The following is a 24,524-nucleotide window of genomic DNA, read 5'->3' as shown; positions in this document are numbered from 1 at the left end:
GCGATGAGACTTAACCGACCCGGTATGTTGTCCGGGTCGGTTAAAGGGCGTCACGTCAGACAACAAAACGGTTAACCAGATCCTTCATGGTTGCCGACAGATTGTCCAGCCGCTGGCTGTCGCTCGCAGCCTGAGATACCAACGCCGCATTTTGCTGTGTGACCTGCTCCATCGGTCGTAATGCCAGGTTTATCTGGGTTACCCCTTGTGACTGCTCCGTCGCCACACGAGCGATATCCGCAATATATTGCTTCATACTGGTGGTATTATCCGCCGCGGCTTTCAGCGCGGTAGCAGATGCAGTAACCCGCTCAACACCCTCACTAATTTTGACCATATTCTGCGCGACCAGCTCACGGATTTGGTTAGCCTCTTTGGCGCAACGCTGCGAAAGATTTCTCACTTCACTGGCTACGACAGCAAACCCCCTGCCCATCTCTCCAGCACGTGCAGCTTCCACTGCCGCATTCAGCGCCAGTAAGTTAGTCTGAAACGAAATATCATCAATCGAGGTCACAATATTCGAGATTTTCTCACTGGAAGCGCGAATATCCCCCATGCTCTGGTTCGCCGCACTGGCAACGTTACTGGCCTGTCGGACCTCTTTTTCCAGTCTGATTGTCAGATGCTCAGCTTCGCGGGCATTATCCGCTGTTTGCGTAATCGCAGTTGATAGCTGCTCCATACTGGCCACAGCTTCTACTATTGATGCAGCCTGTTCATCTGTACGTTGAGCCAGATCCTGATTTCCCGCCGTAATACTGCTACTGGCATCGGACAAAACCACGGAGCCTTGCTTAATCTCCTGTACGATATGCTGAATACTTTCCAGCATCGTGTTATAGGCACGATTAAGTGAGGAAAGCTCATCTTTGCCCGGGGTCGCCAGACGTTGAGTCAGATCGCCATTCATACCCGCAATCTTGCGTAGCGTGTCACTAAACTGACGGTGCATATTGATTGCGATGGCCCCTGCGAACGTCAATGATGCCAGGAGTGCTAACAGGCTAACAGCCATATATATTTGCCAGTTTTTTCGTGCATCTTGCGCGAGTTTTTCTGCATTCGCCAACAGACGATTCGCTGTCACATTTTCTATCTGCCGCATCACTTCAATACGCTGGGTTTGTACTTTAAACCAGACCGTAGGATCGACACCAAATCCACCGTTCTCGACATGGTTAAACGCGATCTCGCGAAATGCGAGGGCTTTTGACGCTTCTGCTGACTGTAAGCGGCTTTTCAACATGGCCGCCTGTTCCGGTGAACTCAGGCGTAACGATTCTGCCAACCAAACGTTCTGTTTACTGACGACATCACTGAGTTGATGTAACTGTCCGTCGGCGAAATGGCCGGAGGAAAAGATATTTGATAACAGCGCCCGTTCAATACCCGCTTGTTCTTTCAAATTCAGCAGGTTGTAGTAGGCGGCGAATGCGTTTGCCATCTCGCCTGAATCCGTCAACTGCCCCAATCTACCCACAAAATTCAGCACATCAGCAATGACATTGGTATAAAACTTAACCACATCTGAAGCCGGAAGCCCCAACTGCGTGACGTTTTCGCGGATGGTAGCGAGCGAAAGAATATTTTTCTTAAACGCAGCGACAGAAGTGGCGACATCCCCTTCCGGTAAGGCAGTATCGGACAGTGACCGCACAAATACCTCGATCTCGCGATCGGTCAAAGCCCGCTGTGCGTTTAACTCATCTTTGAACGTCTTCCCTTCAGCCCCCAGAAACCCGACACTCATGCCGCGTTCTTTTTGCAATTCATGCACTACATTTCCGGCACTGCGTGCGAGCGCTGTCAGTTGGGCAATATTCTCCATCTGCCGTTCTGTCTCAATGCGCGTTAATATTCCTGAACCAGCAAACCAACATAACGCCAGTAATAATGGTTGTAGCGCAATTATTAACTTCATTTTCATCGGCATTCGATAAACCCACCACATGCCACTTCCCTCCATTATCCATATATTCATTATGGTTATCGGCGTAAAGAAGCGGCTCTTTAAATTTGAACAATGGGCAACTGTTTGTTTTTTAGATTAAATTTTTGCCAAGATAACTCTATTTAATTACTTCAATTAGAATAAAACTCTAAATAATTAACACATGCGAATCTATGCTCCATTTTGCTAACTTATTTGGCATATTATTTTTTATTAAAGAATCAGGTAATCATCAACTGATTCAGATAGAGAGAGAAGCACATGACAGTGACAGCAGCCCGAGATAACAGCCATGGCGCGGCCATCATTCTGGCGTCCCGCCGAACGTTAAGGTTATAATCCTTACAACGATTTTTTGGATTAGAAGCGACAATGACAAAACTTACCCTACAAGAACAGATGCTTAAAGCGGGTCTGGTCAGCAGCAAAAAAATGGCGAAAGTGCAGAGAACGGCGAAAAAATCGCGCGTTCAGGCTCGTGAAGCCAGAGAAGCGGTTGAAGAAAATAAAAAAGCACAGGTCGAGCGTGATAAGCAGCTCAGCGAACAGCAGAAGCAGGCCGCATTGTCTAAAGAATACAAAGCGCAGATCAAGCAACTGATTGAAATGAACAAAATCACCATTTCCCGTGGCGATATTGGTTACAACTTTACCGACAATAACCTGATCAAAAAAGTTTATGTTGATAAAGTAACCCAGTCTCAGTTGATCAAGGGCCGTCTGGCCATTGCCCGCCTGACGGCTGAAAGCAGCAGCGAGAGCGAATACGCCATTATCCCGGCTGTTGTCGCCGACAAGATTGCCCAGCGCGATGCAAGCTATATTGTTCTCAATTGCGAACTGAGCCAGGAAGCGAAGGACGAAGACGATCCGTATGCTGATTTTGTCATTCCTGACGATTTGATGTGGTAAGAAAAACACCCCGATAATCACCCAGAGTTCCGTCGCGTATTTCGGTGAACGCTAGCGCCGCCACCGAAATACCGTCAACCGCTCTTCTTCCCCACACGCCATCTGCTAAAACTTATAGTGTTCCTTGCTCAGTCCGTATTTTCTCATGCGCAAATACAGTTTCTTACGCGGAATTTGTAAATACTCCGCCACTTCATTAATACGTCCCTGATGAATATTAAGCGCTTCGGTAATGATCTGTCGCTCGTACTCGTCGACCCGACGATCGAGCGGTGTCGGTTCGGGCAAATGTAGCTGTGGATTCGCGGTTTCAGCCAGTGGCAATAACCCAACTGCAAAAAGCTCGGCGGCATTGGCCAGCTCTCGAACATTGCTTAACCACACGCGACGCCGCATTCCCTTTAGTAATTCCCCGTCAACCTCGGGCACGGGATGATTCAGGCGCAGACAGGCTTTCTGCAGATAATGGCGAAACAGCGGCTCAATATCATCCGGGCGCTGAGACAACGGCTGGCAACCAATTTGCGTCATCGCAAAACAGTAATAAAGTTCGGCCACAATCTGATTAGTTGCCGCCAGTTCCACCAACGAAGTGGCGCCAATGCCAATTAAGCGAAACGGACGCCGCTCCTGGCTTTGCAAATGCACCAGCTGGTGCTGCTGTTCGCGCGTCAGGCACTCAATATGGCTCAGGACCAGCGTTCCCCCTTGCGCCTGGGCAATAAGGTCATTGAGTTGCCCCGCATTCTCTAACGTCAACTCCCCACGAATAAACGGTCCTTCAGCGCTGCGCCCAAGCTGATGCAAATAACGGGCTCCGGTCATACGCCCCGTTCCCGGCTCGCCATAAAACCAGACGGCAATATCCGTTTCCGCCAGTTGCCGTAAGCGCTGGCGGTACTGATTAACCCAGTCGCTGTAGCCGACCAGTTCAACCTGGAGCTTTTGCTGGCAATAGTGACGACGTGCAATCACAGATTTTCTCTGCCGCAACGCATCCTCTACCAACACCAGCAGTTTGCCTGGATCAACCGGTTTTTGCAGAAAATCCCACGCACCTTTCTTCACCGCGTCCACCGCCATCGGGACATCGCCATGTCCGGTGATCAACAGGATCGGAAGCTGATTGTCATCCTGATGAAACAACGTCATCAGGTCAATTCCATTACAGCCAGGCATGCACACGTCGCTCAGGACAATCCCTGGCCAGTCGGCCTGCAGCCAATTTCGGGCATCAAAAGGGTTACTGCATGCGAATACATGATATCCCTCCTGTTCAAGCAACAGGGTGTAAGCGTCAAGAACATCGGCATCATCATCAATAAGCAGAACAGAATATTCATCACTCAACATCGTTTACATCCGTCAGATTAAATTGCAGAACGACGCAGGCATTGCGCCCCGGGGTCGACGCCAGGCGCAGTTCGCCGTTCATTTGCATCATTAACGATACACAAATCGATAAGCCAATACCGAGGCCAACATCCTTACTGGTGGTAAACGGTTTTAACAGTGATGGTAATAATGCTCCAGGCCAACCGGGGCCGTTATCGCTGATAAATACGCACAACCGGCTGCCTTCGGTCTGCCAGTGAACCTCTATTTTCGCCGCAACCGGACAGGCATCCAGCGCATTTGCCAGGACGTTTACCAGCACCTGCTGAATACGCACTTCATCACCGGCCACCCACACGCCCCGGTCTGGGAGCGTCAGCGTACCCTGCTGTGGCTTGTGTCGCATGGCCAACAGTTCCCAGGCAGCGTTGAACGTTTGTCGGAGATCGACCGGATGCAGAGGCGTGCCAGGCTCGGCCCGGCGCGCAAACTGACGCAGTGAACGGATAATGGCATCGATGCGAGTAATCAGCCCCTCCGCTTTGGTTAATGTGCTTCTGGCCTGAGCGGGTTGCCCCTGTTCGATTGCCCTCCCTGCCGTAAACAGGTACATCGACAGCGCATTCAGCGGTTGATTAATCTCGTGCGCCAGCGTGGTCATAGTCTGGCCGACCACCGCCAGTTTTGCCGTCTGGATCAGCTCATCCTGCGTTGCACGAAGATCGGATTCAATCTCCTTGCGTTCGGTCACTTCCTGCTCCAGCTGATTTTTTTGCGCACTCAACTGGCCCAGGGTATGACGCAGCAAGCCTGCAATACGCCCCAGTTCATCGCGTCCATATACCGGGATAGAGGCATCCGTTCTGCCAAGACCAATTTGCACCACGGCCTGGTTGAGCGCAGTAAAACGCTTCACCAGACGCGAGCGAATGAAGTAGTGGTTAAGCCCCCAGGCGAGAAGTAGCGCCAGCAGCGTCGCCAGCAGGATAAGTCCACCGCTGACGCGAACAATTTGTTCCAGCCGCTGGTTAAACGTCTGCATTTGCTGATGGCTACTCCCCAGTTGCGCTTCCAGCAGTGTTCGAAAGCGCCCAAGCGTAGCCTCTCTGGCATGGCTGGCATCAACCAGCGCTTTTTGCGCTGCGACATAATCACGCATGGTATCGGGCATTTTATTTTTCATCATCCCGATTTCCAGCAGCTCATCGATAGTTTGTCGCAGTGTGATAGTGCTGGGCCAGTCATCGAGGGTACGGATATTTTCATCCGCCGTTTTCTTCAGATTTTCCAGGTAGCGGATGTGATTCTCCACCAGCATGCCGTCGTCGCTACCCGATTTCAGTTCATTGAGCCTGTCGCGTAAATCATCAACGATCTGGTTTTCAATTCTTGCCAGGGTATAGACCTGCTGCTGCTCGTTTTGCACCTCTCGGGCACGTTTGAGGTACAACGCCGCATCACCATTTTTGGCCTCGATTTGATCCAGCAACGTCCCCTGCTGCCAGGTAAAATCCTGCACCAGTGAATTCAGCTCAGTAGTAAAATCATCATGTAGCCAATCAATGCGCGCGGAAAGCTCGCTCACTTTTTCGCGTACTAGGAACATGTTGTAGAGCACCCGGTCCAGTTCCGCCATCAGCGCCCGGCTATCCTGCAAAATCACCGCCAGCTGCTGCTGTTCTGCTGGTTGCAACCCCCTGCTCAGCACTTCAATTTTATCCAGATGCGAGATTATCTGATTGCGCAGTTGCAGCCTTACTGTTGTATTGGGAGCCAGCAGGAATTCATTAAGCTGGTCCACAACCAGATTGAGATTCCCTTCAATCAAAAAAGCGGAATGCACGCGCGGGAAGTAATCATCAAGCGAATAGCGTATCTGCGAGCTCTGCTCATGCCAGGAGTATAAACTGACGCAGCTTACGCTCAACGTCAGTAATGCGCCCGTTAGAAAGGCTCCCCGCAGGCTGCTGCTGATGCTGAGTTGGCGAAGGCGTTGCAGTATCGATCCACCTTTCATTTTAATTCTTCCAGTTTTGATATCGCCTGACGCTGGTTTTTAAGAAACCAGAGCTGCCACTCCATCATCTGCTGTTCGGCAACGCTTTTATTATCAAACTGCGCAAGCCAGGCTTCATCTTCACTACTTTTGGCATCTATCGGAACGCTGGTCAGTAAGGCTCTGATTTCGGGTAGCGGGCGTTTCAGGCGTGCTTCCGCACTGTATAGTGCCCGCCATGCATCCTTCAGTTGCGCAAGACGGAAACTGATGGCGGTATCAAACATCCGCTGGACTAACTGTTGTCGCTTAAGGATCAGCCGATAATTAAGCGGAGGCTGGTTCATTAAAATAGCCTGCTGAGCAGCGCGGGGATTATCAGATGCGAGCTGCGTTACCGGATATTTCCCCGTATTCGCATCAGCAAGGATCCGCTGTCCCTCCGGGCTTAACAAATAGCGGATAAAACGACGCGCTTCATTGGGGTGCTGGCTGTTCTTGAGAACAGCAACATAGGTTGGCGATACCGCCGAGCGTGGAAAATAGGTAAAAGCCAGGTGAGGATCGTTAAGCAACAGGTTGGCATAGTTATCAATGACCGGCCCCGCCACGCCCAGGCCACTCTTAATTTTGTCGGCTACGCCAAAACTGCGTGATGAAATCGTCACCAGATTTCCAGCACTCGCCAGCAGCGTCGCCCACCCCGCTTCCCACCCTTTTTGCTGTAGCAATGACTCAACCATCAGATGGTTGGTATCCGAACGCGATGGGCTACTCATCAACAGCGCGTTCTGATATTTGGGCAGCGTTAAATCCCCCCAGTCGGCAGGAGGCGACAGATGTCGTGCCACCAGCGCAGAACGATTAATCAACAGACCAAAACCAGATATCGCCACTGCCACGGAGGTCGAACGGATAGAGTCTGGCACCAGCCGCTGGCTTTCCGGCAACGCATTTTCGAAGGGCGCCAGCTTCTGATGCTCCTGCAGATGCTGTAACAGCATAGGGGATGAGGTCAAAATCAGATCAACATTTTCCGCATTCGCGGTATCCAGCAGTTGCTCCAATGAACTGCTGGTCCGGTTTAACGTGCGAATCATCACCGACCCCGGTTCAGTCTGCCAACGCTGAATAATCCAGGCCGTTGCCCCAGGGGAAAAGGTTGTCGCCATTACCAGCTCTTTACCCTGCGCCAGGCAACTCACCGACAACGACATAAAACAGAGCGAGAACGCCCAACAACGCCCCCGGCCCAAAAGTCTGTTTGTGATCCCGTTCATAAATACCAACATATGCAAAAAAAATATTGAGACAAAACTTACCCGTTTATCACCGACTGGGGGAAGAATAAGGTTATTCGTAGAATAACCAAACGGAAAGTGACGACATCGGTAAAGAATACCCGAAAATGCAGTCTAAATTTGTTAATATCCGCACACGCCGATGATAAAAGCGTCCGTAAAAGAATAGAATTGAAAAGCCATTATTTAAAAAGAGTCAAAATCAGCCACACCATCCAAAAATTGAGTCAATAGTGACACATTTCATCTATTTGAATTTCTCGCCCGCCTATTTCACTCTTCACTACGAAAAATCCTGATATTCACATCAATATAAATTTAGGTGATGATATGTTATCCATATTTAAGGCAGGGCCTTCAGCAAATAAAGTCCCGGCGGAGAAAGTCCAGGAAACTTATGGCCGATACCGCATTCAGGCATTACTCAGCGTATTTCTTGGCTATCTTGCGTACTATATTGTGCGTAATAACTTCACGCTCTCAACACCGTACCTGAAAGAACATCTGGATCTCAGTGCCACGCAAATTGGTCTACTCAGCAGTTGTATGCTTATTGCCTATGGGATCAGTAAAGGCATTATGAGTAGTCTGGCAGACAAGGCCAGCCCTAAGGTCTTTATGGCATGCGGCCTGGTTCTGTGCGCCATCGTAAACGTCGGTTTAGGATTCAGTACCGGATTCTGGATTTTTGCCGCTCTGGTCGTTTTCAACGGTTTGTTCCAGGGTATGGGCGTTGGCCCTTCATTTATTACCATCGCCAACTGGTTTCCGCGTAAAGAACGTGGACGCGTCGGCGCATTCTGGAATATTTCTCACAACGTTGGCGGTGGTATTGTCGCTCCGATTGTTGGTGCCGCCTTTGCCATTTTAGGGAGCGAGCACTGGCAAAGCGCCAGCTATATTGTCCCGGCCGGTGTTGCCGTACTGTTTGCTTTTATTGTGCTGATGCTGGGGAAAGGTTCACCGCGCCAGGAAGGCTTACCGGCTCTGGAACAAATGATGCCGGAAGAAAAAGTAGTATTAAATTCCCGACACACTGACCAGGCGCCAGAAAATATGAGTGCCTTCCAGATTTTCTGCACCTATGTGCTGCGTAATAAGAATGCCTGGTATGTTTCACTGGTAGATGTCTTCGTCTATATGGTGCGTTTTGGCATGATTAGCTGGTTGCCTATTTATCTGTTAACCGAAAAACATTTCTCGAAAGAGCAAATGAGCATCGCTTTTCTGTTTTTTGAATGGGCGGCAATCCCTTCCACATTACTGGCGGGCTGGCTTACCGATAAACTGTTTAAAGGCCGTCGCATGCCGCTGGCCATGATTTGTATGGCGCTGATTTTCGTCTGTTTGATCGGCTACTGGAAAAGTGAATCCCTGCTGATGGTCACTATTTTTGCCGCCATTGTGGGTTGCCTGATCTATGTTCCACAGTTCCTCGCTTCTGTTCAGACGATGGAAATCGTTCCCAGCTTCGCAGTAGGTTCTGCAGTAGGACTGCGCGGATTTATGAGCTACATTTTTGGCGCATCGCTGGGCACCAGTCTGTTTGGCGTAATGGTCGACAAAATGGGGTGGCACGGCGGCTTCTATCTGCTGATGGGGGGTATTGTTTGCTGCATCCTGTTCTGCTACCTCTCTCATCGCGGTGCGCTGGAACTTGAGCAACAGCGAAAAAATGCTCAGCAAGAGGAAGCATCACTCCAGTTGGCGGATGCCCGGTAATTCATTTCGGTCTCACAAAAAAGTGCCAGCGATGCTGGCACTTCGATAAACTCAGATAAATAATAAATAACTCAAAGTGATAATTTATTGCTAAACGTAAGATTGCAAATTATTGCTTACCATCCGCGACCATAAAGCGAATGATCAAACCACATGTCGGAGCAAGAAACAGGAATAATCCAGTTACCATTTCGTTACCATTGGTCAGCCGCATAGTAAAAACGTAAATTAATGCCGTAAGGATGGCCATGCCGAGAAAAGCGCTAATTGACGCCGCAGCGCCTATAACCTGCCAGATATAGCAACTGACGCACAGAATGCTCAGTATGAGAAAGGTCCAGAAATAGAGCATAGCGATACCTCCTGTCTGCCGTAAACTTAACGTAAGTCCTTACACTCCCTTAACTTTATATTCTAAGACAATTCCTATCCGCTTGCAATTTGAGCAACATTTTATTCACAAAAATCATTCGACCGCTTACTATTGCACTGTTCTCCGTCGTTTATTTAATCATCATAAAAACAACGAATTATATATAGGCGAAATTTTGCCCTTAATCGCCCTAAAAACATTTACGAATCTTGAGTAATTATTTCTGGCTGACATTAATTTTCGGGTGTACATTGTGCGTCCGATCATTCATGCCCCCTCGTGGTTTTGTCCTGACTCAGTTTTACACTCTTTACAGGAACCAATGTCGTTCATGGCGGCCTAACGATCAGTGCAGAGTGTAAAACGACAGGCAAAGAATCTTCGCGATACATCTATTTCGTATCAACAACAGGTGCTTATGTTCCCCCAATGTAAATTTTCACGCGCGTTTTTGCATCCGCGCTACTGGCTCACATGGTTTGGTGTTGGTGTGCTCTGGTTACTGGTACAGCTTCCCTATCCCGTATTGTGTTTTCTTGGTACCCGTACAGGAACGCTGGCTCGTCCATTTTTAAAACGCCGTGAATCTATTGCACGTAAAAATCTCGAACTCTGTTTCCCAAATCTGTCACAGGAAGAAAGAGACAAACTGGTCGATGAGAATTTCCGTTCGCTCGGCATGGGGCTGCTTGAAACAGGTATGGCCTGGTTCTGGCCGGACCGTCGGGTGCGTAAATGGTTTGATGTAGAAGGGCTGGACAACCTGAAGCGCGCTCAGATGCAAAACCGTGGCGTGATGGTCGTTGGCGTACACTTTATGTCGCTCGAGTTGGGTGGTCGCGTAATGGGGCTTTGCCAGCCAATGATGGCAACCTATCGTCCGCACAATAATAAGTTGATGGAGTGGATCCAAACCCGCGGTCGTATGCGCTCCAACAAGGCGATGATCGGCAGAAATAATCTGCGTGGTATTGTCGGCGCCCTGAAAAAAGGCGAGGCAGTGTGGTTTGCCCCCGATCAGGACTATGGTCGTAAAGGGAGTTCTTTCGCCCCCTTCTTCGCAGTCAAAGACGTGGCGACCACCAACGGTACCTACGTGCTGTCACGATTATCGGGCGCAGCAATGCTGACCGTAACCATGGTGAGAAAAGCAGATAACACCGGTTACCGCCTGTTCATCACCCCAGAAATGGAAGGTTACCCGGCAGATGAAAGCCAGGCTGCGGCGTATATGAACAAAATTATCGAAAAAGAGATCATGCGTGCACCCGAGCAGTATCTCTGGATCCACCGTCGCTTCAAAACTCGCCCGATGGGTGAAGCTTCGTTGTATATCTAAAAAGAAAGGCCGTAAGGCCTTTCTTTTTTTCTACGGTTGAATTACTTAACGCCCCATTTGCTGTGCAGCTCAGCCATTCGCTCGTTGTAGTTGCGGGCGATGCAGGCTGATTTATCCTGTTCCTTCCAGCACTCGTTACGCCCTTTCACCCAACCGCGCTGCTCTGCTTTCAGCGTCGGGTTATTGCTCGATTTAACCAGCGCCTGCTTGTAGGCCCCGTTTAACGCTAAATCCATTTCTGAGAGCGAAGGACTCTGGCAGATAATCTCTTCGATACTGCCCTTTGCAACCGCAGCGCAGGAAAAAGAGGGTCCAGTGCTGGTCGATTTTTTGGCCCCAGAAAAGTCAATATTATCTTCAGGCAGGCATACCCCGTGCTTTCGATTCGGCCCACTCCAGGAAACGTCCGGATTTCCGTCATCTTTACGAGAAATAGAAACCGTATTGTTCCCGCTTTTGGCTTCCCAGTAATTTTCATTGAAGGCCTTCACCGTCGCCTTCGAGCCATCAATCCAAACATTGCCTTTGCCATCACTATTCACACCACCAATACTTGCGCAGCTGAAATTAAACGCCAACGGTGAGGCCGCCATCGACGTCAGTGGCGTAAAAACGAGTGCTAACATCATTAATCTGGTCATTTTTAACCTTTTCATTATCTCATTCCGCGAAAAATTAACCGCATTAACATCATGGCGATATGAGAATTCTCCGAGTAACCATTCCGTCGCTCAATAGCAATTTATTACCGGCAGAAATTAAACTGTCGCCGAATCACGACAGTTGTAAGTTATTAAAATTAAATAAAAAAATGCCTCTTGTCTCTCCTCATTTTTAGGCGTACATTAGCGCCGTCTGGAGCATTAAAGCTCAGAATTCTGAGGTGATGCAGCCAAGCAAATGAGGGGTATTCTCCCTTTCGTTCGCGAGTGCATCAGCTCTCTGTCAGGTAAGCATATGTTCATTTAGACGTACCCCAGGTACGCGGAGAGATGAAAAGTGAAATATTTCTTTATGGGCATTTCTTTTATGGTCATCGTTTGGGCCGGTACTTTCGCCCTGATGATCTAAATTAAAAGACGCAGCCAAAAAAACAGGAGCCATCAGGCTCCTGTTTTGCATTTTGGGGAAACATTCTGTCAGTCGGTACTTTCAGAAGCCGATTTTGCACTGGTCGGTAACAGGCCATCTGCGCGAAACATCGCCTTGATGCCGCGAATAGCCTGGCGGGTACGGTCACGGTTTTCAATCAACGCAAATCGCACATGCGTATCACCATAATCACCAAACCCAATCCCTGGCGAAACGCATACCTTCGCTTCGTTCAGCAGCTTCTTGGCAAACTCAAGTGACCCCATCCCGGCGTATTGCTCTGGAATTTTCGCCCAAACGTACATTGAGGCCTTTGGCATCTCGACCATCCAGCCTGCTTCATGCAGTCCTTTGACCAGCACATCGCGACGACGTTTATATTGCTCAGCGATATCCCGCACACATTGCTGATCGCCTTCCAGCGCGGCAATTGCCGCAACCTGCAGTGGCGTAAAGGTCCCGTAATCGTGATAGCTCTTGATTCGCGCCAGCGCGTTCACCAGCGTTTTGTTGCCCACCATAAACCCGATACGCCATCCCGCCATGTTGTAGCTTTTCGACAGGGTGAAAAATTCAACAGCGACGTCGCGAGCGCCGGGTACCTGCATAATCGATGGCGCCTTCCAGCCGTCATAAACAATATCAGCGTAGGCCAGGTCGTGAACCACCAACACGTCATAGCGTTTAGCCAGGGCCACCACTTTCTCAAAGAATTCCAGCTCGACGCACTGCGCGGTCGGGTTGGATGGGAAACCTAAGATCATCATCTTCGGCTTCGGGTAACTTTCGCGTATTGCGCGTTCCAGCTCATTAAAGAAGTCGACACCCTCAACCAGCGGCACTGAACGCACCTGCGCGCCTGCAATCACCGCGCCATAGATATGGATGGGATAACTTGGGTTGGGCACGAGGACCGTATCACCGTGATCGAGCGTTGCCAGCATCAGGTGCGCCAGCCCCTCTTTGGAACCGATGGTCACAATGGCTTCGGATTCAGGATCGATCTCAACGTCATAGCGTTCCTGGTACCAGCGGGAAATCGCCCGACGCAAACGCGGAATGCCGCGTGAGGTGGAGTAACCGTGAGTATCCGGGCGCTGCGCCACGGTACACAGTTTTTCGACAATGTGAGGAGGCGTGGCCCCATCCGGGTTCCCCATACTGAAATCGATAATATCTTCGCCGCGCCGACGCGCAGCCATCTTCAGTTCAGCGGTGATGTTAAAAACGTACGGGGGAAGGCGATCAATACGCGTAAAGCGACGTTCAGGGCGGGAGTCAGCCATAATATCCTCAGATTAACGTTAGCGCCCGGACCGTCCGAGCGACGCTGCCACGATGGTGGCACGTTTAGAAAATAGCCTGAATAATTTCCTTCTGTCGAGAGGCAAAACAAAATATTTTTTCCTGACGAAAAAGAGGAACAGCTGAGCAAAATGAGGAAATAACCATTTTCACAACCCGCCAAAAATTACCATCATTTAACATTTTGTTGTTAAATACATTACCTTGAACGCAGTGCTCACAGGACAGGTATTGTAAATACAACAATCATGCAACAATCCCCTTTTAATATTATGGTTTTTCCCCATTAGCTCTGAACTGCGGGGGTGCTGGTCATCCTGCCTCAGGTTACCTATCATAGTGGTTTAACCCTTGCGCAAGAGTCACCCGTGCACGAAATATTCAATATGCTGCTGGCGGTATTTGACCGGGCAGCACTGATGCTGTTCTGTCTGTTTTTCCTGATTCGTATCCGCCTGTTTCGCGAACTGTTGCACAAGTCAGCCCACTCCCCAAAAGAGCTGCTCGCCGTTACCGCGATTTTCTCCATGTTTGCCCTGTTCAGTACCTGGTCAGGCGTACCGGTTGAAGGTTCTCTGGTCAATGTGCGTATTATCGCGGTCATGTCAGGAGGGATCCTGTTCGGTCCATGGGTTGGCATTATTACGGGGCTGATCGCAGGCACCCACCGTTACCTGATCGATATTGGCGGCGTAACTGCCCTACCCTGCTTTATTACCAGCATTCTGGCTGGCTGCATTGCCGGGTGGATCAACCGTAAGATCCCCAAAGCGCAGCACTGGCGCGCGGGTATTTTAGGCGGAATGCTGTGCGAATCACTGACCATGATCCTCGTCGTCGCCTGGGCACCCACCACCGAACTGGGGCTGGATATTGTCTCAAAAATCGGTATTCCAATGATCCTAGGCAGCGTCTGTATTGGTTTTATCGTGATGCTGGTACAAAGCGTTGAAGGTGAGAAAGAAGCCAGCGCTGCAAAACAGGCCAAGCTGGCGCTGGATATCGCCAACAAAACGCTGCCGCTCTTTCGCCAGGTCAACAGCGAGTCGTTACGTCAGGTGTGCGAAATTATTCGCCACGATATCCACGCTGACGCGGTTGCCATCACCAATACTCAGCACGTTCTGGCCTATGTTGGCGTCGGAGAGATCAACTACCGCGATAACGATGACTTCGTCAGCCCTACCACGCAAGAAGCCATAAATCACGGTAAAATAATCATAAAAAACAATGATGAAGCGCATCGCACCCCGGAAATCCACTCTATGCTGGTGATCCCGCTTTGGGAGAAAGGCGTCGTGACCGGCACGCTGAAGATCTACTACTGTCACGCTCATCAAATCACTTCCTCGTTACAGGAAATGGCGATCGGTCTGTCGCAAATCATCTCCACCCAGCTTGAAGTCTCCCGCGCAGAGCAACTACGAGAAATGGCAAATAAGGCAGAGCTACGCGCACTGCAAAGCAAAATAAATCCCCATTTTCTGTTTAATGCCCTGAACGCGATTTCATCGTCGGTGCGGCTTAACCCGGACACCGCACGTCAGCTCATTTTTAATTTGTCGCGCTATCTTCGCTATAATATTGAATTAAAAGACGATGAGCAGATCGACATCAAGAAAGAGCTGTATCAAATCAAGGATTACATCACCATCGAACAGGCCCGCTTTGGCGACAAGCTGACCGTTATTTATGATATCGATGAAGAGGTAAGCTGTTTTATTCCCAGCCTGCTGATTCAGCCGTTGGTCGAGAACGCTATCGTCCATGGGATCCAGCCCTGCAAAGGGAAAGGTGTGGTCACTATCAGCGTTGCGGAGTGCGGCAACCGGGTACGGATTGCCGTACGAGACACGGGTCATGGTATCGACCCAAAAGTGATTGAACGGGTCGAGTCCAATGAAATGCCGGGCAATAAAATTGGTCTGTTGAATGTGCACCATCGCGTTAAGCTGCTCTACGGTGAGGGATTACATATCCGCCGTCTGGAGCCAGGCACAGAGATTGCCTTTTATGTACCTAATGTGCACTCGCCCGCAGCCGCGCCAACTACATTATTGCTTTAACCAGGAGTGAAGTCGTGAAAGTCATCATTGTTGAAGATGAATTCCTGGCCCAACAGGAACTGAGCTGGCTGATAAAAGAGCACAGCCAGATGGAGATTGTCGGCACGTTTGACGATGGTCTGGACGTGCTGAAATATCTCCAGCACAACCGCGTTGACGCCATTTTTCTGGATATTAATATTCCCTCGCTGGACGGCGTATTACTGGCACAAAATATCAGCCAGTTCGCACATAAACCCTTTATTGTATTTATTACCGCGTGGAAAGAGCATGCCGTTGAAGCCTTCGAACTGGAAGCTTTTGACTACATTCTGAAGCCGTACCAGGAATCACGCATTGTCAGCATGCTGCAAAAGCTGGAAGCCGCCTGGCAGCAACAGCAAACGGGAACGTCCCCTGTAAGTCCGGTGGCCCGCGAAAACGATACGATCAACCTGATCAAAGATGAGCGGATCATCGTGACCCCAATCAACGACATCTACTACGCTGAAGCGCATGAAAAGATGACGTTCGTCTATACGCGACGAGAATCATACGTCATGCCGATGAACATCAGCGAATTTTGCAGCAAACTGCCGGCTTCGCATTTCTTCCGCTGCCACCGCTCGTTCTGCGTAAATCTGAATAAAATCCGCGAGATCGAACCCTGGTTTAACAACACTTATATTCTGCGTTTAAAGGATCTGGAATTTGAAATCCCGGTTAGTCGGAGCAAAGTGAAAGAATTCAGACAATTAATGCATTTATAGTGCTGAAAAAGCGTGACGAATGGAGAGTACAGCGCACGCTTTCAGTCGTTTCCGCGACGAACGGGATAGCGGAACTAAGTTTGTAGTATATTGGTCGTCACTCTATTTTTTACAGGTGATGTCATGGCGAAGCTGAGCGAAAAATATCAACGTACATATCTACGCGAATACGCAAAAGAAGCGGAAAAAAATGCCCTGATATGGATAAGTACGGACGATTATTTAGCTGAGTGCCTGGATATTCATGAACAATGCCATCTGGATTATTCACTGCAACAACAGCTGAGTTCATGGCTTTTTATGCTGCGCATGAAGCGCAGCCCGGAGTTATTAGGATATAAAACCGCGATACAGTCAAATGATATGGAATCTCTACACTTATCCCTGCGACAGTCTGCGATGATTAAACATGTGACGCAGGGTGTGGACTCAGGCTGCGATCACAGTATTAATGTATGGACGACACTAGAGATTCTTGCCGCGGGTTTATTTGACCGAGTACCACTCTTATTGCCTGAAAAATTGGGTATGAGTGATAACGGTCACCCTGTTAACCTGGCCATGACGAATTTAATGATGGCGTTGTGGTACAAACGTGCAGACTTTGCAGTGGATGCCAGAAAAAGAGCGCAAAAGGTACTGACCACGAAGCAAACAGTAAGCGATATGTTCATCCTCCGCTATCTGATGGCGCTCCTGGATGAGGATGTGACAGAAGCAGGCACGCAACTCGATTTATATTGTAAAAGCGTGTCTGCATTGAGAGAACCAGGGCTCACTAAGCTCCATAAAATGTTCTGGCCATACGCGCACGGGTTATACAACCTGGCTTATATTGTGTTGGGCAAAGATAAAGCCAGCGCGATGCCGAAACCAACCGCAGAGTGTTTTATGGACGATCTGGCGGAATGGCAAAATAAACATAACTATTGCCATGGCCCGCTATTTATAGAATACCCTAAACCAATTGACCTTATTAACACCCTGATCTCATGCACGCCGCCAGAATGTTGTTTGCATCAACCCTATCTGGATACCGATAAAAAATATAAAAACACAAGATACCTGCATGCCGATTTATTTGAACAACAGATGATCAAGATAATTTTAGAAAATATGAACAGCCAGAACGACAAGGCCGGAGAAGCGCTGAGCGCCATCCGGCCCTGACCTTACAAAATATGGCCCAGCGTCTGACGTAAATGCGCACCAGCGCCAAGTAGTCCAGGATTATCGTGCACGATCAGATACACCGGAATATCCTGCACGTAGGCTTTAAAACGGCCTTTATCTTCAAAACCACCGCGGAAGCCCGACGCTTTAAAGAAGTCGAGGAAGCGCGGCACAATACCGCCGGCGATGTACACACCGCCAAATGTGCCCAGCGTTAACGCCAGATCGCCACCAAAACGTCCCATGATGACGCAGAACAGCGACAGCGCACGACGACAGTCAATGCAGGAATCTTCCAGCGCCCGTGCGGTGATATCCTTCGGCTGCAGATTTTCCGGCAGGCGTCCGTCAGATTTGACGATCGCGCGATACAGATTCACCAGTCCCGGACCAGACAGCACGCGTTCTGCGGACACGTGACCTATTTCCGCGCGCAGAACCTCAAGGATAATTCCCTCTTCCTCGCTGTTAGGCGCAAAATCCACGTGGCCGCCTTCACCAGGGAGGCTTACCCAACGTTTATCCACGTGGACCAGATGCGCCACGCCGAGCCCGGTTCCTGCACCATAAACCGCAATAGGTTTACCTTCAACAGGTTCCGCGCCACCAAACTGGATTAAATGCTCTTTTTTCAGCATCGGGATCGCCATCGACACAGCGGTGAAATCATTGATGATTTCCAGATGGCTGAAGCCCAGGTTTTTTTTCATCTCAGCAATAGAGAACGCCCAGGTATGGTTGGTCATTGCCACCCAGTCGCCGGTTATCGGACAGGCAATGGCAATACAACCATCTTCAACGCTAACGCTATGCTCATCCAGGTACACGCGCACCACCGCCTCCAGACTTGGATAATCCAACCCGGAATAGGTTTTTGCCTGCGAAATCTCGCCACTGGCAATATCGCACAGAGCAAGACGCGCGTTGGTGCCGCCAACATCCCCTACTAAAGCATATTTTGTCATTCTTCCACTGCTCCGCTAAAGTCAGAATAAATCTTTGCCACACTGTAAATTCATGGGGACATAACAACAACGGTCTGAAGGCTGATGCCCGTGGAAAATCGATCCAGATCACACAATTACTTTATCGTTTCAGCACCATTTGCAGCGATGTCGTCAGGCAGGCTGTGCAAACTATGTCTATGACTCTGTTTTAAGGAATAGAAAATGCTCCATCCGCGAGCCAGAACGATGCTCTTGCTATCAACCCCAGCGCTAATCATTGGCATAGCGTCCAGCCTGGTGTTGATCGTTGTGATGAAAGTGGCTTCCGTTTTACAGCAGTTTTTGTGGGAACGTCTGCCTGTTAGCATCGGTATAGCCCAGGACTCTCCGGTCTGGATTATCGGTATGCTGACACTCACGGGGATCATGGTCGGGTTAGTTATCCGTTACAGCCATGGCCACGCAGGCCCGGATCCGGCCTGTGAACCGTTAATTGGTATGCCGGTGCCAACGTCAGCAATACCGGGCCTGCTGGCAGCGCTAATCCTCGGCCTCGCGGGTGGCGTCAGTCTGGGTCCGGAACACCCCATCATGACCGTGAATATCGCACTGGCAGTGGCACTTGGTAGCCGCATGTTTCCGCGCATTGCGAAGCTGGACTGGACCATTCTCGCCTCTGCCGGTACCATCGGCGCGCTATTTGGTACCCCCGTTGCCGCCGCGCTGATATTTTCGCAAACGCTGAATAGCTCAAACGATGTGCCCTTGTGGGATCGCCTGTTTGCACCGTTAATGGCCGCCGCCGCGGGTTCGCTAACCACCAGCCTGTTTTTTCACCCCCATTTTTCACTACCCATCGCGCACTACACGCAGATGCACTTGATCGATATCCTCAGCGGCGCGGTTGTTGCTGCCATCGCCATTGCCGCTGGGATGGTTGCCGTCTGGTGTCTGCCGCGTTTGCACCATTTAATGCATCGATTAAGACACCCGGTGCTGATCCTCGGGGCAGGCGGTTTTATCCTTGGTATTTTGGGTGTTATCGGCGGGCCGCTTACCTTGTTTAAGGGACTGGACGAAATGCAGCAAATGGCGTTTAGCCAAACGCTGGGGACATCAGATTATTTCATGCTCGCCGTGATCAAACTAACGGCATTGGTGGTAGCAGCGGCGAGTGGTTTTCGCGGCGGACGAATCTTCCCGGCGGTATTCGTTGGCGTCGCGCTTGGCCTGATGCTGCACGCCCATGTTGAAGCGGTGCCGGCTGCCATCACGGTTTCTTGCTCTATTCTCGGGCTGGTGCTGGTCGTCACCCGTGACGCCTGGCTGAGCCTGTTTATGGCAGCAGTGGTGGTGCCAGATTCCACCCTGCTGCCACTGCTGTGCATCGTCATGCTGCCCGCCTGGCTGCTGCTGGCAGGCAAACCGATGATGGTCGCTGAGCGCCCTGATAAATAGCTATCCGCCGTTGCGAGATTCCAGCGCACGGGTCACCGTGCGCAATAATTCAGGAAGATCGGCTTTCGGTAGCACCACCTCAATTAACGACAGTCGTTGCGGATGGGACAACCGGGCCAGCACCTCTTCCAGCTGTACCGCCTGCTTCACCCGCCAACATTCGGCCTGACATTCACGACTAAACGCCTGCGGCACCGACGTCCAGCTCCAGGCAGCGATGTCGTTATAGCGCTGATTTGCCCCGTGTATGGCCCGCTCCACGGTATAACCGTCATTGTTGAGCAGTAAAATAACCGGCGATTGCCCGTCTCTAAGCATGGAGCCCAGCTCCTGAATGGTGAGCTGCGCCGCGCCATCACCAATAATCAGGATCACCCGACGGTCCGGACAGGCCGTTTGCGCACCGAATGCCGCCGGGAGCGCGTAGCCGATAGATCCCCACAACGGTTGAACCAGTACTTCCGCCCCGCAAGGTAGTGAGAGCGCAACCGCGCCAAAGGCGGCGGTTCCCTGATCGACGAGGATAATGTCATCAGGCTTCAGAAACTGCTGCACCGTGTGCCAGAAGTTTTCCTGCGTCAGTGGGCCCTTCTCAACCTGAACATGCCTAATTGGCGGACGTTCTGGCGGTAGAGAAAACGACATTTCCAGGCACAGCTCACGTAATGTGGTGACCGCCTGCTCCATCGGGATGTTAAACCAGTGGGATCCAATTCGTGACGCATGGGGCTGAACGTCAATGGTGCGATCCAGCGGTAGCTGTTGTGTAAACCCAGCTGTCAGGGTGTCGACAAATTGTGTGCCGACACACATTATCGTATCGGCATCTTCTATCGCCTGACGTACATAATCGCTGCTGGCTCCAGCGCTGTACGTGCCAACAAACGCCGGGTGACGCTCATCAAACAGTCCTTTGCCCATCAACAACGTGGCATGAGCCATCGGCGTTTCCGCCATCCAGCGCTGTAAAACCGGCTGCAGGCCAAAACGCAGCGCGAGGAAGTCGGCCAGCAACGCTACGCGTGGGCTGTCCAGCAATCGTTCACGGGCATGGTAGCGAAACGCCTCTATCACGCTGCTTTCCGGCTCGCTCAGAGGAACAATCATAATATCATTCGGTGGCGTAGCAGGTTGTTTAGCCACATCAGCAGGTAGCATCAGATAGCCCGGCCTGCGCTCGCTGAGCATCATTCGCAACACACGGTCAATCTCATAGCAGGCATTTTGTTCATTCAGCACCGCGCTGGCCGTCGTCACCGCCTGCTGCATACGGTAAAAATGCTGAAAGTCACCGTCACCCAAAGTGTGATGCATCAACTCTCCGCGACGCTGCGCGCCGCGACAGGGTGCGCCGACAATATGCAAAACAGGAACATATTCCGCGAAGCTACCCGCGATACCGTTAATTGCGCTTAACTCCCCCACACCAAACGTGGTGAGCAGCGCCCCAACCCCGGATACCCGGGCATAGCCATCTGCCGCATAAGCCGCATTCAATTCATTCGCACACCCGACCCAACATACGTTGGGATGTTCAATCACGTGGTCAAGAAACTGCAAATTATAATCGCCCGGCACACCAAAGAGATGGCCGACGCCACAGCCTGCCAGCCTGTCCAGCAGATAATCAGCAACGGAATACGGGGTTTGCATGACAGCTATCCTTCTGACGGTAACCTCATGTTGAGTATCGAAGAACTGTGATGACTGTCCAGGAAAGTCGCTGTGAAGGGGTGGAAAGCAGGATTTACAGTTTTGGCGGTAAAAATTCATTGAAGAATCGACGGTGTAACCGTATACACTGAAAGGCACACGCATCGTGGAAGGGGGGTGACATGGTTTATCACGCAGATGAAAATCGTTATCAGACAATGGAGTACCGCCGCTGCGGTCAGAGCGGCCTCAAGCTCCCGATTGTCTCTCTGGGTTTGTGGCACAATTTTGGCGATACCACACAGGTCGAGAACAGTCGCGCATTGTTACAGCGCGCATTCGATCTGGGGATCAACCATTTTGATCTGGCAAATAACTATGGTCCACCACCGGGTTCGGCAGAACGTAATTTTGGTCGGATCCTGCAGGAAGATTTTTTACCGTGGCGAGATGAGCTTATTATCTCCACAAAAGCGGGCTACACCATGTGGGAAGGCCCCTACGGTGACTGGGGTTCACGCAAATATCTGATTGCCAGTCTCGATCAAAGCCTGAAGCGTCTGGGGCTGGAGTATGTCGATATCTTCTACCACCATCGCCCCGACCCTGAAACACCGCTCAGAGAAACCATGCGCGCGCTGGATCACATCGTCCGTCAGGGCAAAGCGCTGTACGTCGGGTTGTCTAACTATCCGGCAGATCTTGCCAGGCAGGCGATTGAAATACTCGACGATTTAGGTACGCCATGCCTTATTCACCAGCCCAAATATTCCATGTTTGAACGTTGGGTCGAAGGTGGCTTGCTGTCACTATTACAGGAAAAAGGTGTCGGCAGTATCGCCTTCTCACCGCTGGCTGGCGGACAGTTAACCGACCGCTATCTGAACGGCATTCCTGCGGATTCTCGTGCGGCAAGCACCAGTCGCTTTCTGAATCCGGACCAGATCACTCCACAAAAACTGGAAAAAGTGCGGGCGCTAAATGTGCTGGCAGAACAACGCGGGCAAAAGCTTTCCCAGATGGCGCTGGCATGGGTGTTACGGGATGACAAAGTCACGTCCGTGCTGATTGGCGCCAGTAAACCAGCACAAATTGAAGATGCTGTCGGCATGCTGGCAAACCGTCACTTTACGTCTGAAGAGTGCGCGGAGATTGATGCTATCCTGAGTTGATTGAAATAAAGACACATTTATTAACAAAAAGTGCTCTCACTTGCGATTTAAGAGTTAAGGCGATGAAACGGGGCTTTACTGCCCCGTAATATTACGTTAACAGGCCGGCTACGGCTCGATCGTGAAGGAGAGAAAACATGTTCAGGTCACTGATTCTGGCGGCAGTCTTATTGGCTTTTACACCGCTGGCCGCGAACGCTGGCGAAATCACCCTGCTGCCATCAATAAAATTACAAATTGGCGATCGCGATAACTACGGTAACTACTGGGATGGCGGCCGCTGGCGCGACCGGGATTACTGGCACAATAACTATGAGTGGCGCAAAAATCGCTGGTGGCGTCATGACAATGGCTACCATCGTGGCTGGGACAAACGCAAAGCTTATGAGCGTGGTTATCGTGAAGGCTGGAACGATCGTGACGACCACCGCGGTCGCGGGCGTGGCCACAAACATCATCATTAATGTAACAAAAGGGCCAACAGGCCCTTTTGTTTTTACAAACCGAGTGCGGTTCCTACCAACAGCCAGATATTGAGCGCCACCACCAGCACAACAATCACCCAGCCTACCTGTTTTACCCAACGGGTATTCACCAAATCGCCCATCAGCTTACCGTCACTGGTAAAGATCAGTAGCGGCACCAACGCCAGTGCAATACCAAAACTGAGCAATACCTGGCTCATCACCAGAATACGCGTCGGATCCAGTCCCATCAAAATCACAATAAATGATGGCATCATAGTGACGGTACGGCGTACCCAAAGCGGAATGTGAAAGCGGATAAACCCTTGCATCACCACCTGCCCGGCCAACGTACCGACCACGGTAGAAGAAAGTCCCGCAGCCACCAGGCTTAAACCAAATACCGTCGCCGCAGCGTGACTCAACAGCGGTTCAAGTGTCAGATACGCTTGATCGAGATCGGCAATACCGGTATGCCCGCTAAAGTGAAATGCAGCGGCAGCCGTCGCCATCATCGCCAGATTGACAAATCCAGCAATCGTCATGGCGATTGCCACATCCCATTTCGTGGCCGCATAGCGCTGTTGACGTGTTCCGCCGTGCAGATGCTGAGTTAAGGAAGAGTGCAGATAAATGACGTGTGGCATGATAGTCGCGCCGAGCACGCCAGCCGCCAGGAACACCGCTTCGGAATTAGGCAGGCTCGGGATAACCATTCCCTTGCTAAGTTGCGCGAAGTTCGGCTGGGAAAAGATCAGTTCCACAATGTAAGCCGCTGCCACAAACAGCAGCAAGCCGCCAATCACTTTTTCCAGCGGTTTTTGCCCACGGCGCTGCAACATCAGAATCAAAAAAGTCGCGATACCGGTGAGCACGGCCCCCTGCAATAACGACACGCCGAGGATCAATTTGAAACCAATCGCGGCGCCAATGAATTCAGCAAGGTCTGTCGCCATGGCGATAATTTCGGCCTGCACCCAGTAGAACCACACCACCGGACGAGGATAGTGATCGCGAATTTGCTCCGCCAGGTTTTTACCCGTGGCAATACCCAGCTTTGCCGACAGCACCTGAATCAGCATCGCCATCAGATTTGCCCAGACCACCACCCACAACAGTTTATAGCCAAAGCTGGCCCCTGCCTGGATGTTGGTGGCGAAGTTGCCCGGATCGATGTAGCCGATCGCCGCGATGAACGCAGGTCCCATTAATGCGAGCTTCAACTTGCGCGCTGCCCGTCCAGTGCTACTCTCAACGCGATCGTTAGTCATTTTAGTGCCTCAGAAACATAGCCTTTGCTATGTTTCAAGCTACGCCTATTGAGAATGATTATCAAATTCATTTTAATGGGTGAAGTTGATTTCTCTGATAGCGTTTGTCTATGGATCGATAAGGATTCTGGAAATACCGGTGAGATGTTTAATTATTGTTATGAGATTAGCACAATGACATAACTTTTCACTTCCATACTAAACATAACAGAAGTGTATCACCGATCACTAATTTTGAATCT

21 protein-coding genes are annotated in these 24,524 nt (G+C 50.6%); 10 read left to right on the top strand and 11 right to left on the bottom strand.

Going from position 1 to position 24,524, the window contains the following annotated elements:
- Nucleotides 1-55: 55 nt before the first annotated feature.
- Nucleotides 56-1,954: a methyl-accepting chemotaxis protein gene (locus OGY09_RS15655; protein ID WP_032944111.1), complete on the bottom strand. Its 1,899-nt coding sequence runs from the start codon at nucleotides 1,952-1,954 to the stop codon at nucleotides 56-58.
- A gap of 372 nt (nucleotides 1,955-2,326) precedes the next feature.
- Here OGY09_RS15655 and OGY09_RS15650 point away from each other — a divergent pair, with 372 nt between their 5' ends.
- Nucleotides 2,327-2,866 (top strand): DUF2058 domain-containing protein, encoded by a 540-nt coding sequence (locus OGY09_RS15650; protein ID WP_020996692.1) that lies wholly within the window; start codon nucleotides 2,327-2,329, stop codon nucleotides 2,864-2,866.
- A gap of 105 nt (nucleotides 2,867-2,971) precedes the next feature.
- On the opposite strand, the gene pgtA is transcribed toward OGY09_RS15650, so the two are convergent.
- The 3 genes from pgtA to pgtC are packed head-to-tail and all read right to left on the bottom strand — an operon-like array spanning nucleotide 2,972 to nucleotide 7,414.
- Nucleotides 2,972-4,219: a two-component system response regulator PgtA gene (gene pgtA, locus OGY09_RS15645; protein ID WP_032944112.1), complete on the bottom strand. Its 1,248-nt coding sequence runs from the start codon at nucleotides 4,217-4,219 to the stop codon at nucleotides 2,972-2,974.
- Entirely contained in the window at nucleotides 4,209-6,203 is a 1,995-nt protein-coding gene (gene pgtB / locus OGY09_RS15640) for a two-component system sensor histidine kinase PgtB (protein ID WP_172111188.1), read from the bottom strand. The genes pgtA and pgtB overlap by 11 nt, the downstream gene beginning before the upstream one ends.
- A gap of 11 nt (nucleotides 6,204-6,214) precedes the next feature.
- Nucleotides 6,215-7,414, bottom strand: a complete 1,200-nt coding sequence (gene pgtC, locus OGY09_RS15635; RefSeq protein ID WP_122973797.1) for a phosphoglycerate transport regulator PgtC — start codon at nucleotides 7,412-7,414, stop codon at nucleotides 6,215-6,217.
- A 414-nt stretch (nucleotides 7,415-7,828) separates the two neighbouring features.
- Here pgtC and pgtP point away from each other — a divergent pair, with 414 nt between their 5' ends.
- Nucleotides 7,829-9,220 (top strand): phosphoglycerate transporter PgtP, encoded by a 1,392-nt coding sequence (gene pgtP / locus OGY09_RS15630; protein ID WP_008785382.1) that lies wholly within the window; start codon nucleotides 7,829-7,831, stop codon nucleotides 9,218-9,220.
- Between the two features lie 109 nt (nucleotides 9,221-9,329).
- On the opposite strand, the gene OGY09_RS15625 is transcribed toward pgtP, so the two are convergent.
- Complete coding sequence (locus OGY09_RS15625; RefSeq protein ID WP_008785383.1) at nucleotides 9,330-9,572, bottom strand: DUF2545 family protein; 243 nt, start codon at nucleotides 9,570-9,572, stop codon at nucleotides 9,330-9,332.
- Between the two features lie 439 nt (nucleotides 9,573-10,011).
- On the opposite strand from OGY09_RS15625, the gene lpxP reads away from it, so the two are divergent.
- On the top strand, nucleotides 10,012-10,932 hold the full coding sequence (gene lpxP / locus OGY09_RS15620) for a kdo(2)-lipid IV(A) palmitoleoyltransferase (RefSeq protein WP_020996694.1): 921 nt from the start codon (nucleotides 10,012-10,014) through the stop codon (nucleotides 10,930-10,932).
- Nucleotides 10,933-10,973: 41 nt separating this feature from the next.
- Here the strand turns inward: lpxP and OGY09_RS15615 are convergent, their stop codons facing one another.
- On the bottom strand, nucleotides 10,974-11,588 hold the full coding sequence (locus OGY09_RS15615; protein ID WP_032944115.1) for a lysozyme inhibitor LprI family protein: 615 nt from the start codon (nucleotides 11,586-11,588) through the stop codon (nucleotides 10,974-10,976).
- 343 nt (nucleotides 11,589-11,931) lie between these two features.
- Here OGY09_RS15615 and ypdK point away from each other — a divergent pair, with 343 nt between their 5' ends.
- Nucleotides 11,932-12,003, top strand: a complete 72-nt coding sequence (ypdK, locus tag OGY09_RS15610; RefSeq protein WP_010723117.1) for a membrane protein YpdK — start codon at nucleotides 11,932-11,934, stop codon at nucleotides 12,001-12,003.
- A gap of 68 nt (nucleotides 12,004-12,071) precedes the next feature.
- Here ypdK and alaC read toward each other — a convergent pair whose 3' ends face one another.
- Complete coding sequence (gene alaC, locus OGY09_RS15605) at nucleotides 12,072-13,310, bottom strand: alanine transaminase (protein WP_003834862.1); 1,239 nt, start codon at nucleotides 13,308-13,310, stop codon at nucleotides 12,072-12,074.
- Between the two features lie 387 nt (nucleotides 13,311-13,697).
- On the opposite strand from alaC, the gene OGY09_RS15600 reads away from it, so the two are divergent.
- From OGY09_RS15600 to OGY09_RS15590, 3 genes are all read left to right on the top strand, one after another.
- The gene (locus OGY09_RS15600) at nucleotides 13,698-15,395 is read left to right on the top strand and encodes a sensor histidine kinase (protein WP_008785387.1); all 1,698 of its coding nucleotides are present in this window, start codon (nucleotides 13,698-13,700) and stop codon (nucleotides 15,393-15,395) included.
- 14 nt (nucleotides 15,396-15,409) lie between these two features.
- The gene (locus OGY09_RS15595) at nucleotides 15,410-16,144 is read left to right on the top strand and encodes a LytR/AlgR family response regulator transcription factor (protein ID WP_003834866.1); all 735 of its coding nucleotides are present in this window, start codon (nucleotides 15,410-15,412) and stop codon (nucleotides 16,142-16,144) included.
- A gap of 123 nt (nucleotides 16,145-16,267) precedes the next feature.
- Entirely contained in the window at nucleotides 16,268-17,314 is a 1,047-nt protein-coding gene (locus tag OGY09_RS15590) for a hypothetical protein (protein WP_032944116.1), read from the top strand.
- A 2-nt stretch (nucleotides 17,315-17,316) separates the two neighbouring features.
- Here OGY09_RS15590 and glk read toward each other — a convergent pair whose 3' ends face one another.
- On the bottom strand, nucleotides 17,317-18,282 hold the full coding sequence (glk, locus tag OGY09_RS15585) for a glucokinase (RefSeq protein ID WP_003028256.1): 966 nt from the start codon (nucleotides 18,280-18,282) through the stop codon (nucleotides 17,317-17,319).
- A gap of 204 nt (nucleotides 18,283-18,486) precedes the next feature.
- On the opposite strand from glk, the gene OGY09_RS15580 reads away from it, so the two are divergent.
- Nucleotides 18,487-19,722: an ion channel protein gene (locus OGY09_RS15580; protein ID WP_032944118.1), complete on the top strand. Its 1,236-nt coding sequence runs from the start codon at nucleotides 18,487-18,489 to the stop codon at nucleotides 19,720-19,722.
- On the opposite strand, the gene OGY09_RS15575 is transcribed toward OGY09_RS15580, so the two are convergent.
- A complete protein-coding gene (locus tag OGY09_RS15575) occupies nucleotides 19,723-21,375 on the bottom strand; it encodes an alpha-keto acid decarboxylase family protein (protein ID WP_032944120.1) in 1,653 nt (550 codons plus the stop codon).
- Nucleotides 21,376-21,557: 182 nt separating this feature from the next.
- Between OGY09_RS15575 and mgrA the strand changes: the two genes are divergently transcribed.
- Both mgrA and ypeC read left to right on the top strand, forming a co-directional pair.
- The gene (gene mgrA, locus OGY09_RS15570; protein WP_032944122.1) at nucleotides 21,558-22,547 is read left to right on the top strand and encodes an L-glyceraldehyde 3-phosphate reductase; all 990 of its coding nucleotides are present in this window, start codon (nucleotides 21,558-21,560) and stop codon (nucleotides 22,545-22,547) included.
- Nucleotides 22,548-22,684: 137 nt separating this feature from the next.
- Nucleotides 22,685-23,011, top strand: a complete 327-nt coding sequence (gene ypeC / locus OGY09_RS15565; RefSeq protein WP_032944124.1) for a DUF2502 domain-containing protein YpeC — start codon at nucleotides 22,685-22,687, stop codon at nucleotides 23,009-23,011.
- 32 nt (nucleotides 23,012-23,043) lie between these two features.
- On the opposite strand, the gene OGY09_RS15560 is transcribed toward ypeC, so the two are convergent.
- Both OGY09_RS15560 and OGY09_RS25465 read right to left on the bottom strand, forming a co-directional pair.
- Nucleotides 23,044-24,282 carry an Nramp family divalent metal transporter gene (locus OGY09_RS15560; RefSeq protein ID WP_032944126.1) on the bottom strand — a complete coding sequence of 413 codons (1,239 nt, stop codon included), beginning with the start codon at nucleotides 24,280-24,282 and terminating at the stop codon, nucleotides 23,044-23,046.
- Entirely contained in the window at nucleotides 24,279-24,353 is a 75-nt protein-coding gene (locus tag OGY09_RS25465) for a hypothetical protein (RefSeq protein WP_418219455.1), read from the bottom strand. Before OGY09_RS25465 ends, OGY09_RS15560 begins: the two co-directional genes overlap by 4 nt.
- Between the last annotated feature and the right edge of the window lie 171 nt (nucleotides 24,354-24,524).

It is taken from the genome of Citrobacter sp. Cpo071, from assembly GCF_030332765.1.
GTDB classification, from domain to species: domain Bacteria; phylum Pseudomonadota; class Gammaproteobacteria; order Enterobacterales; family Enterobacteriaceae; genus Citrobacter; species Citrobacter portucalensis.
Note: the sequence above shows the minus strand (reverse complement) of the source record. Positions and strands in the feature narration are given on the sequence as shown.

Coding starts and splice junctions, on each gene's coding strand:
- OGY09_RS15580 (WP_032944118.1), top strand. CDS start 18,487: ATGCTCCATCCGCGAGCCAGAACGATGCTCTTGCTATCAACCCCAGCG.
- pgtP (WP_008785382.1), top strand. CDS start 7,829: ATGTTATCCATATTTAAGGCAGGGCCTTCAGCAAATAAAGTCCCGGCG.
- glk (WP_003028256.1), bottom strand. CDS start 18,282: ATGACAAAATATGCTTTAGTAGGGGATGTTGGCGGCACCAACGCGCGT.
- pgtA (WP_032944112.1), bottom strand. CDS start 4,219: ATGTTGAGTGATGAATATTCTGTTCTGCTTATTGATGATGATGCCGAT.
- alaC (WP_003834862.1), bottom strand. CDS start 13,310: ATGGCTGACTCCCGCCCTGAACGTCGCTTTACGCGTATTGATCGCCTT.
- pgtC (WP_122973797.1), bottom strand. CDS start 7,414: ATGTCGTTGTCGGTGAGTTGCCTGGCGCAGGGTAAAGAGCTGGTAATG.
- OGY09_RS15590 (WP_032944116.1), top strand. CDS start 16,268: ATGGCGAAGCTGAGCGAAAAATATCAACGTACATATCTACGCGAATAC.
- OGY09_RS15615 (WP_032944115.1), bottom strand. CDS start 11,588: ATGAAAAGGTTAAAAATGACCAGATTAATGATGTTAGCACTCGTTTTT.
- OGY09_RS15650 (WP_020996692.1), top strand. CDS start 2,327: ATGACAAAACTTACCCTACAAGAACAGATGCTTAAAGCGGGTCTGGTC.
- lpxP (WP_020996694.1), top strand. CDS start 10,012: ATGTTCCCCCAATGTAAATTTTCACGCGCGTTTTTGCATCCGCGCTAC.
- OGY09_RS15655 (WP_032944111.1), bottom strand. CDS start 1,954: ATGTGGTGGGTTTATCGAATGCCGATGAAAATGAAGTTAATAATTGCG.
- ypeC (WP_032944124.1), top strand. CDS start 22,685: ATGTTCAGGTCACTGATTCTGGCGGCAGTCTTATTGGCTTTTACACCG.
- mgrA (WP_032944122.1), top strand. CDS start 21,558: ATGGTTTATCACGCAGATGAAAATCGTTATCAGACAATGGAGTACCGC.
- OGY09_RS15575 (WP_032944120.1), bottom strand. CDS start 21,375: ATGCAAACCCCGTATTCCGTTGCTGATTATCTGCTGGACAGGCTGGCA.
- OGY09_RS15625 (WP_008785383.1), bottom strand. CDS start 9,572: ATGCTCTATTTCTGGACCTTTCTCATACTGAGCATTCTGTGCGTCAGT.
- OGY09_RS15560 (WP_032944126.1), bottom strand. CDS start 24,282: ATGACTAACGATCGCGTTGAGAGTAGCACTGGACGGGCAGCGCGCAAG.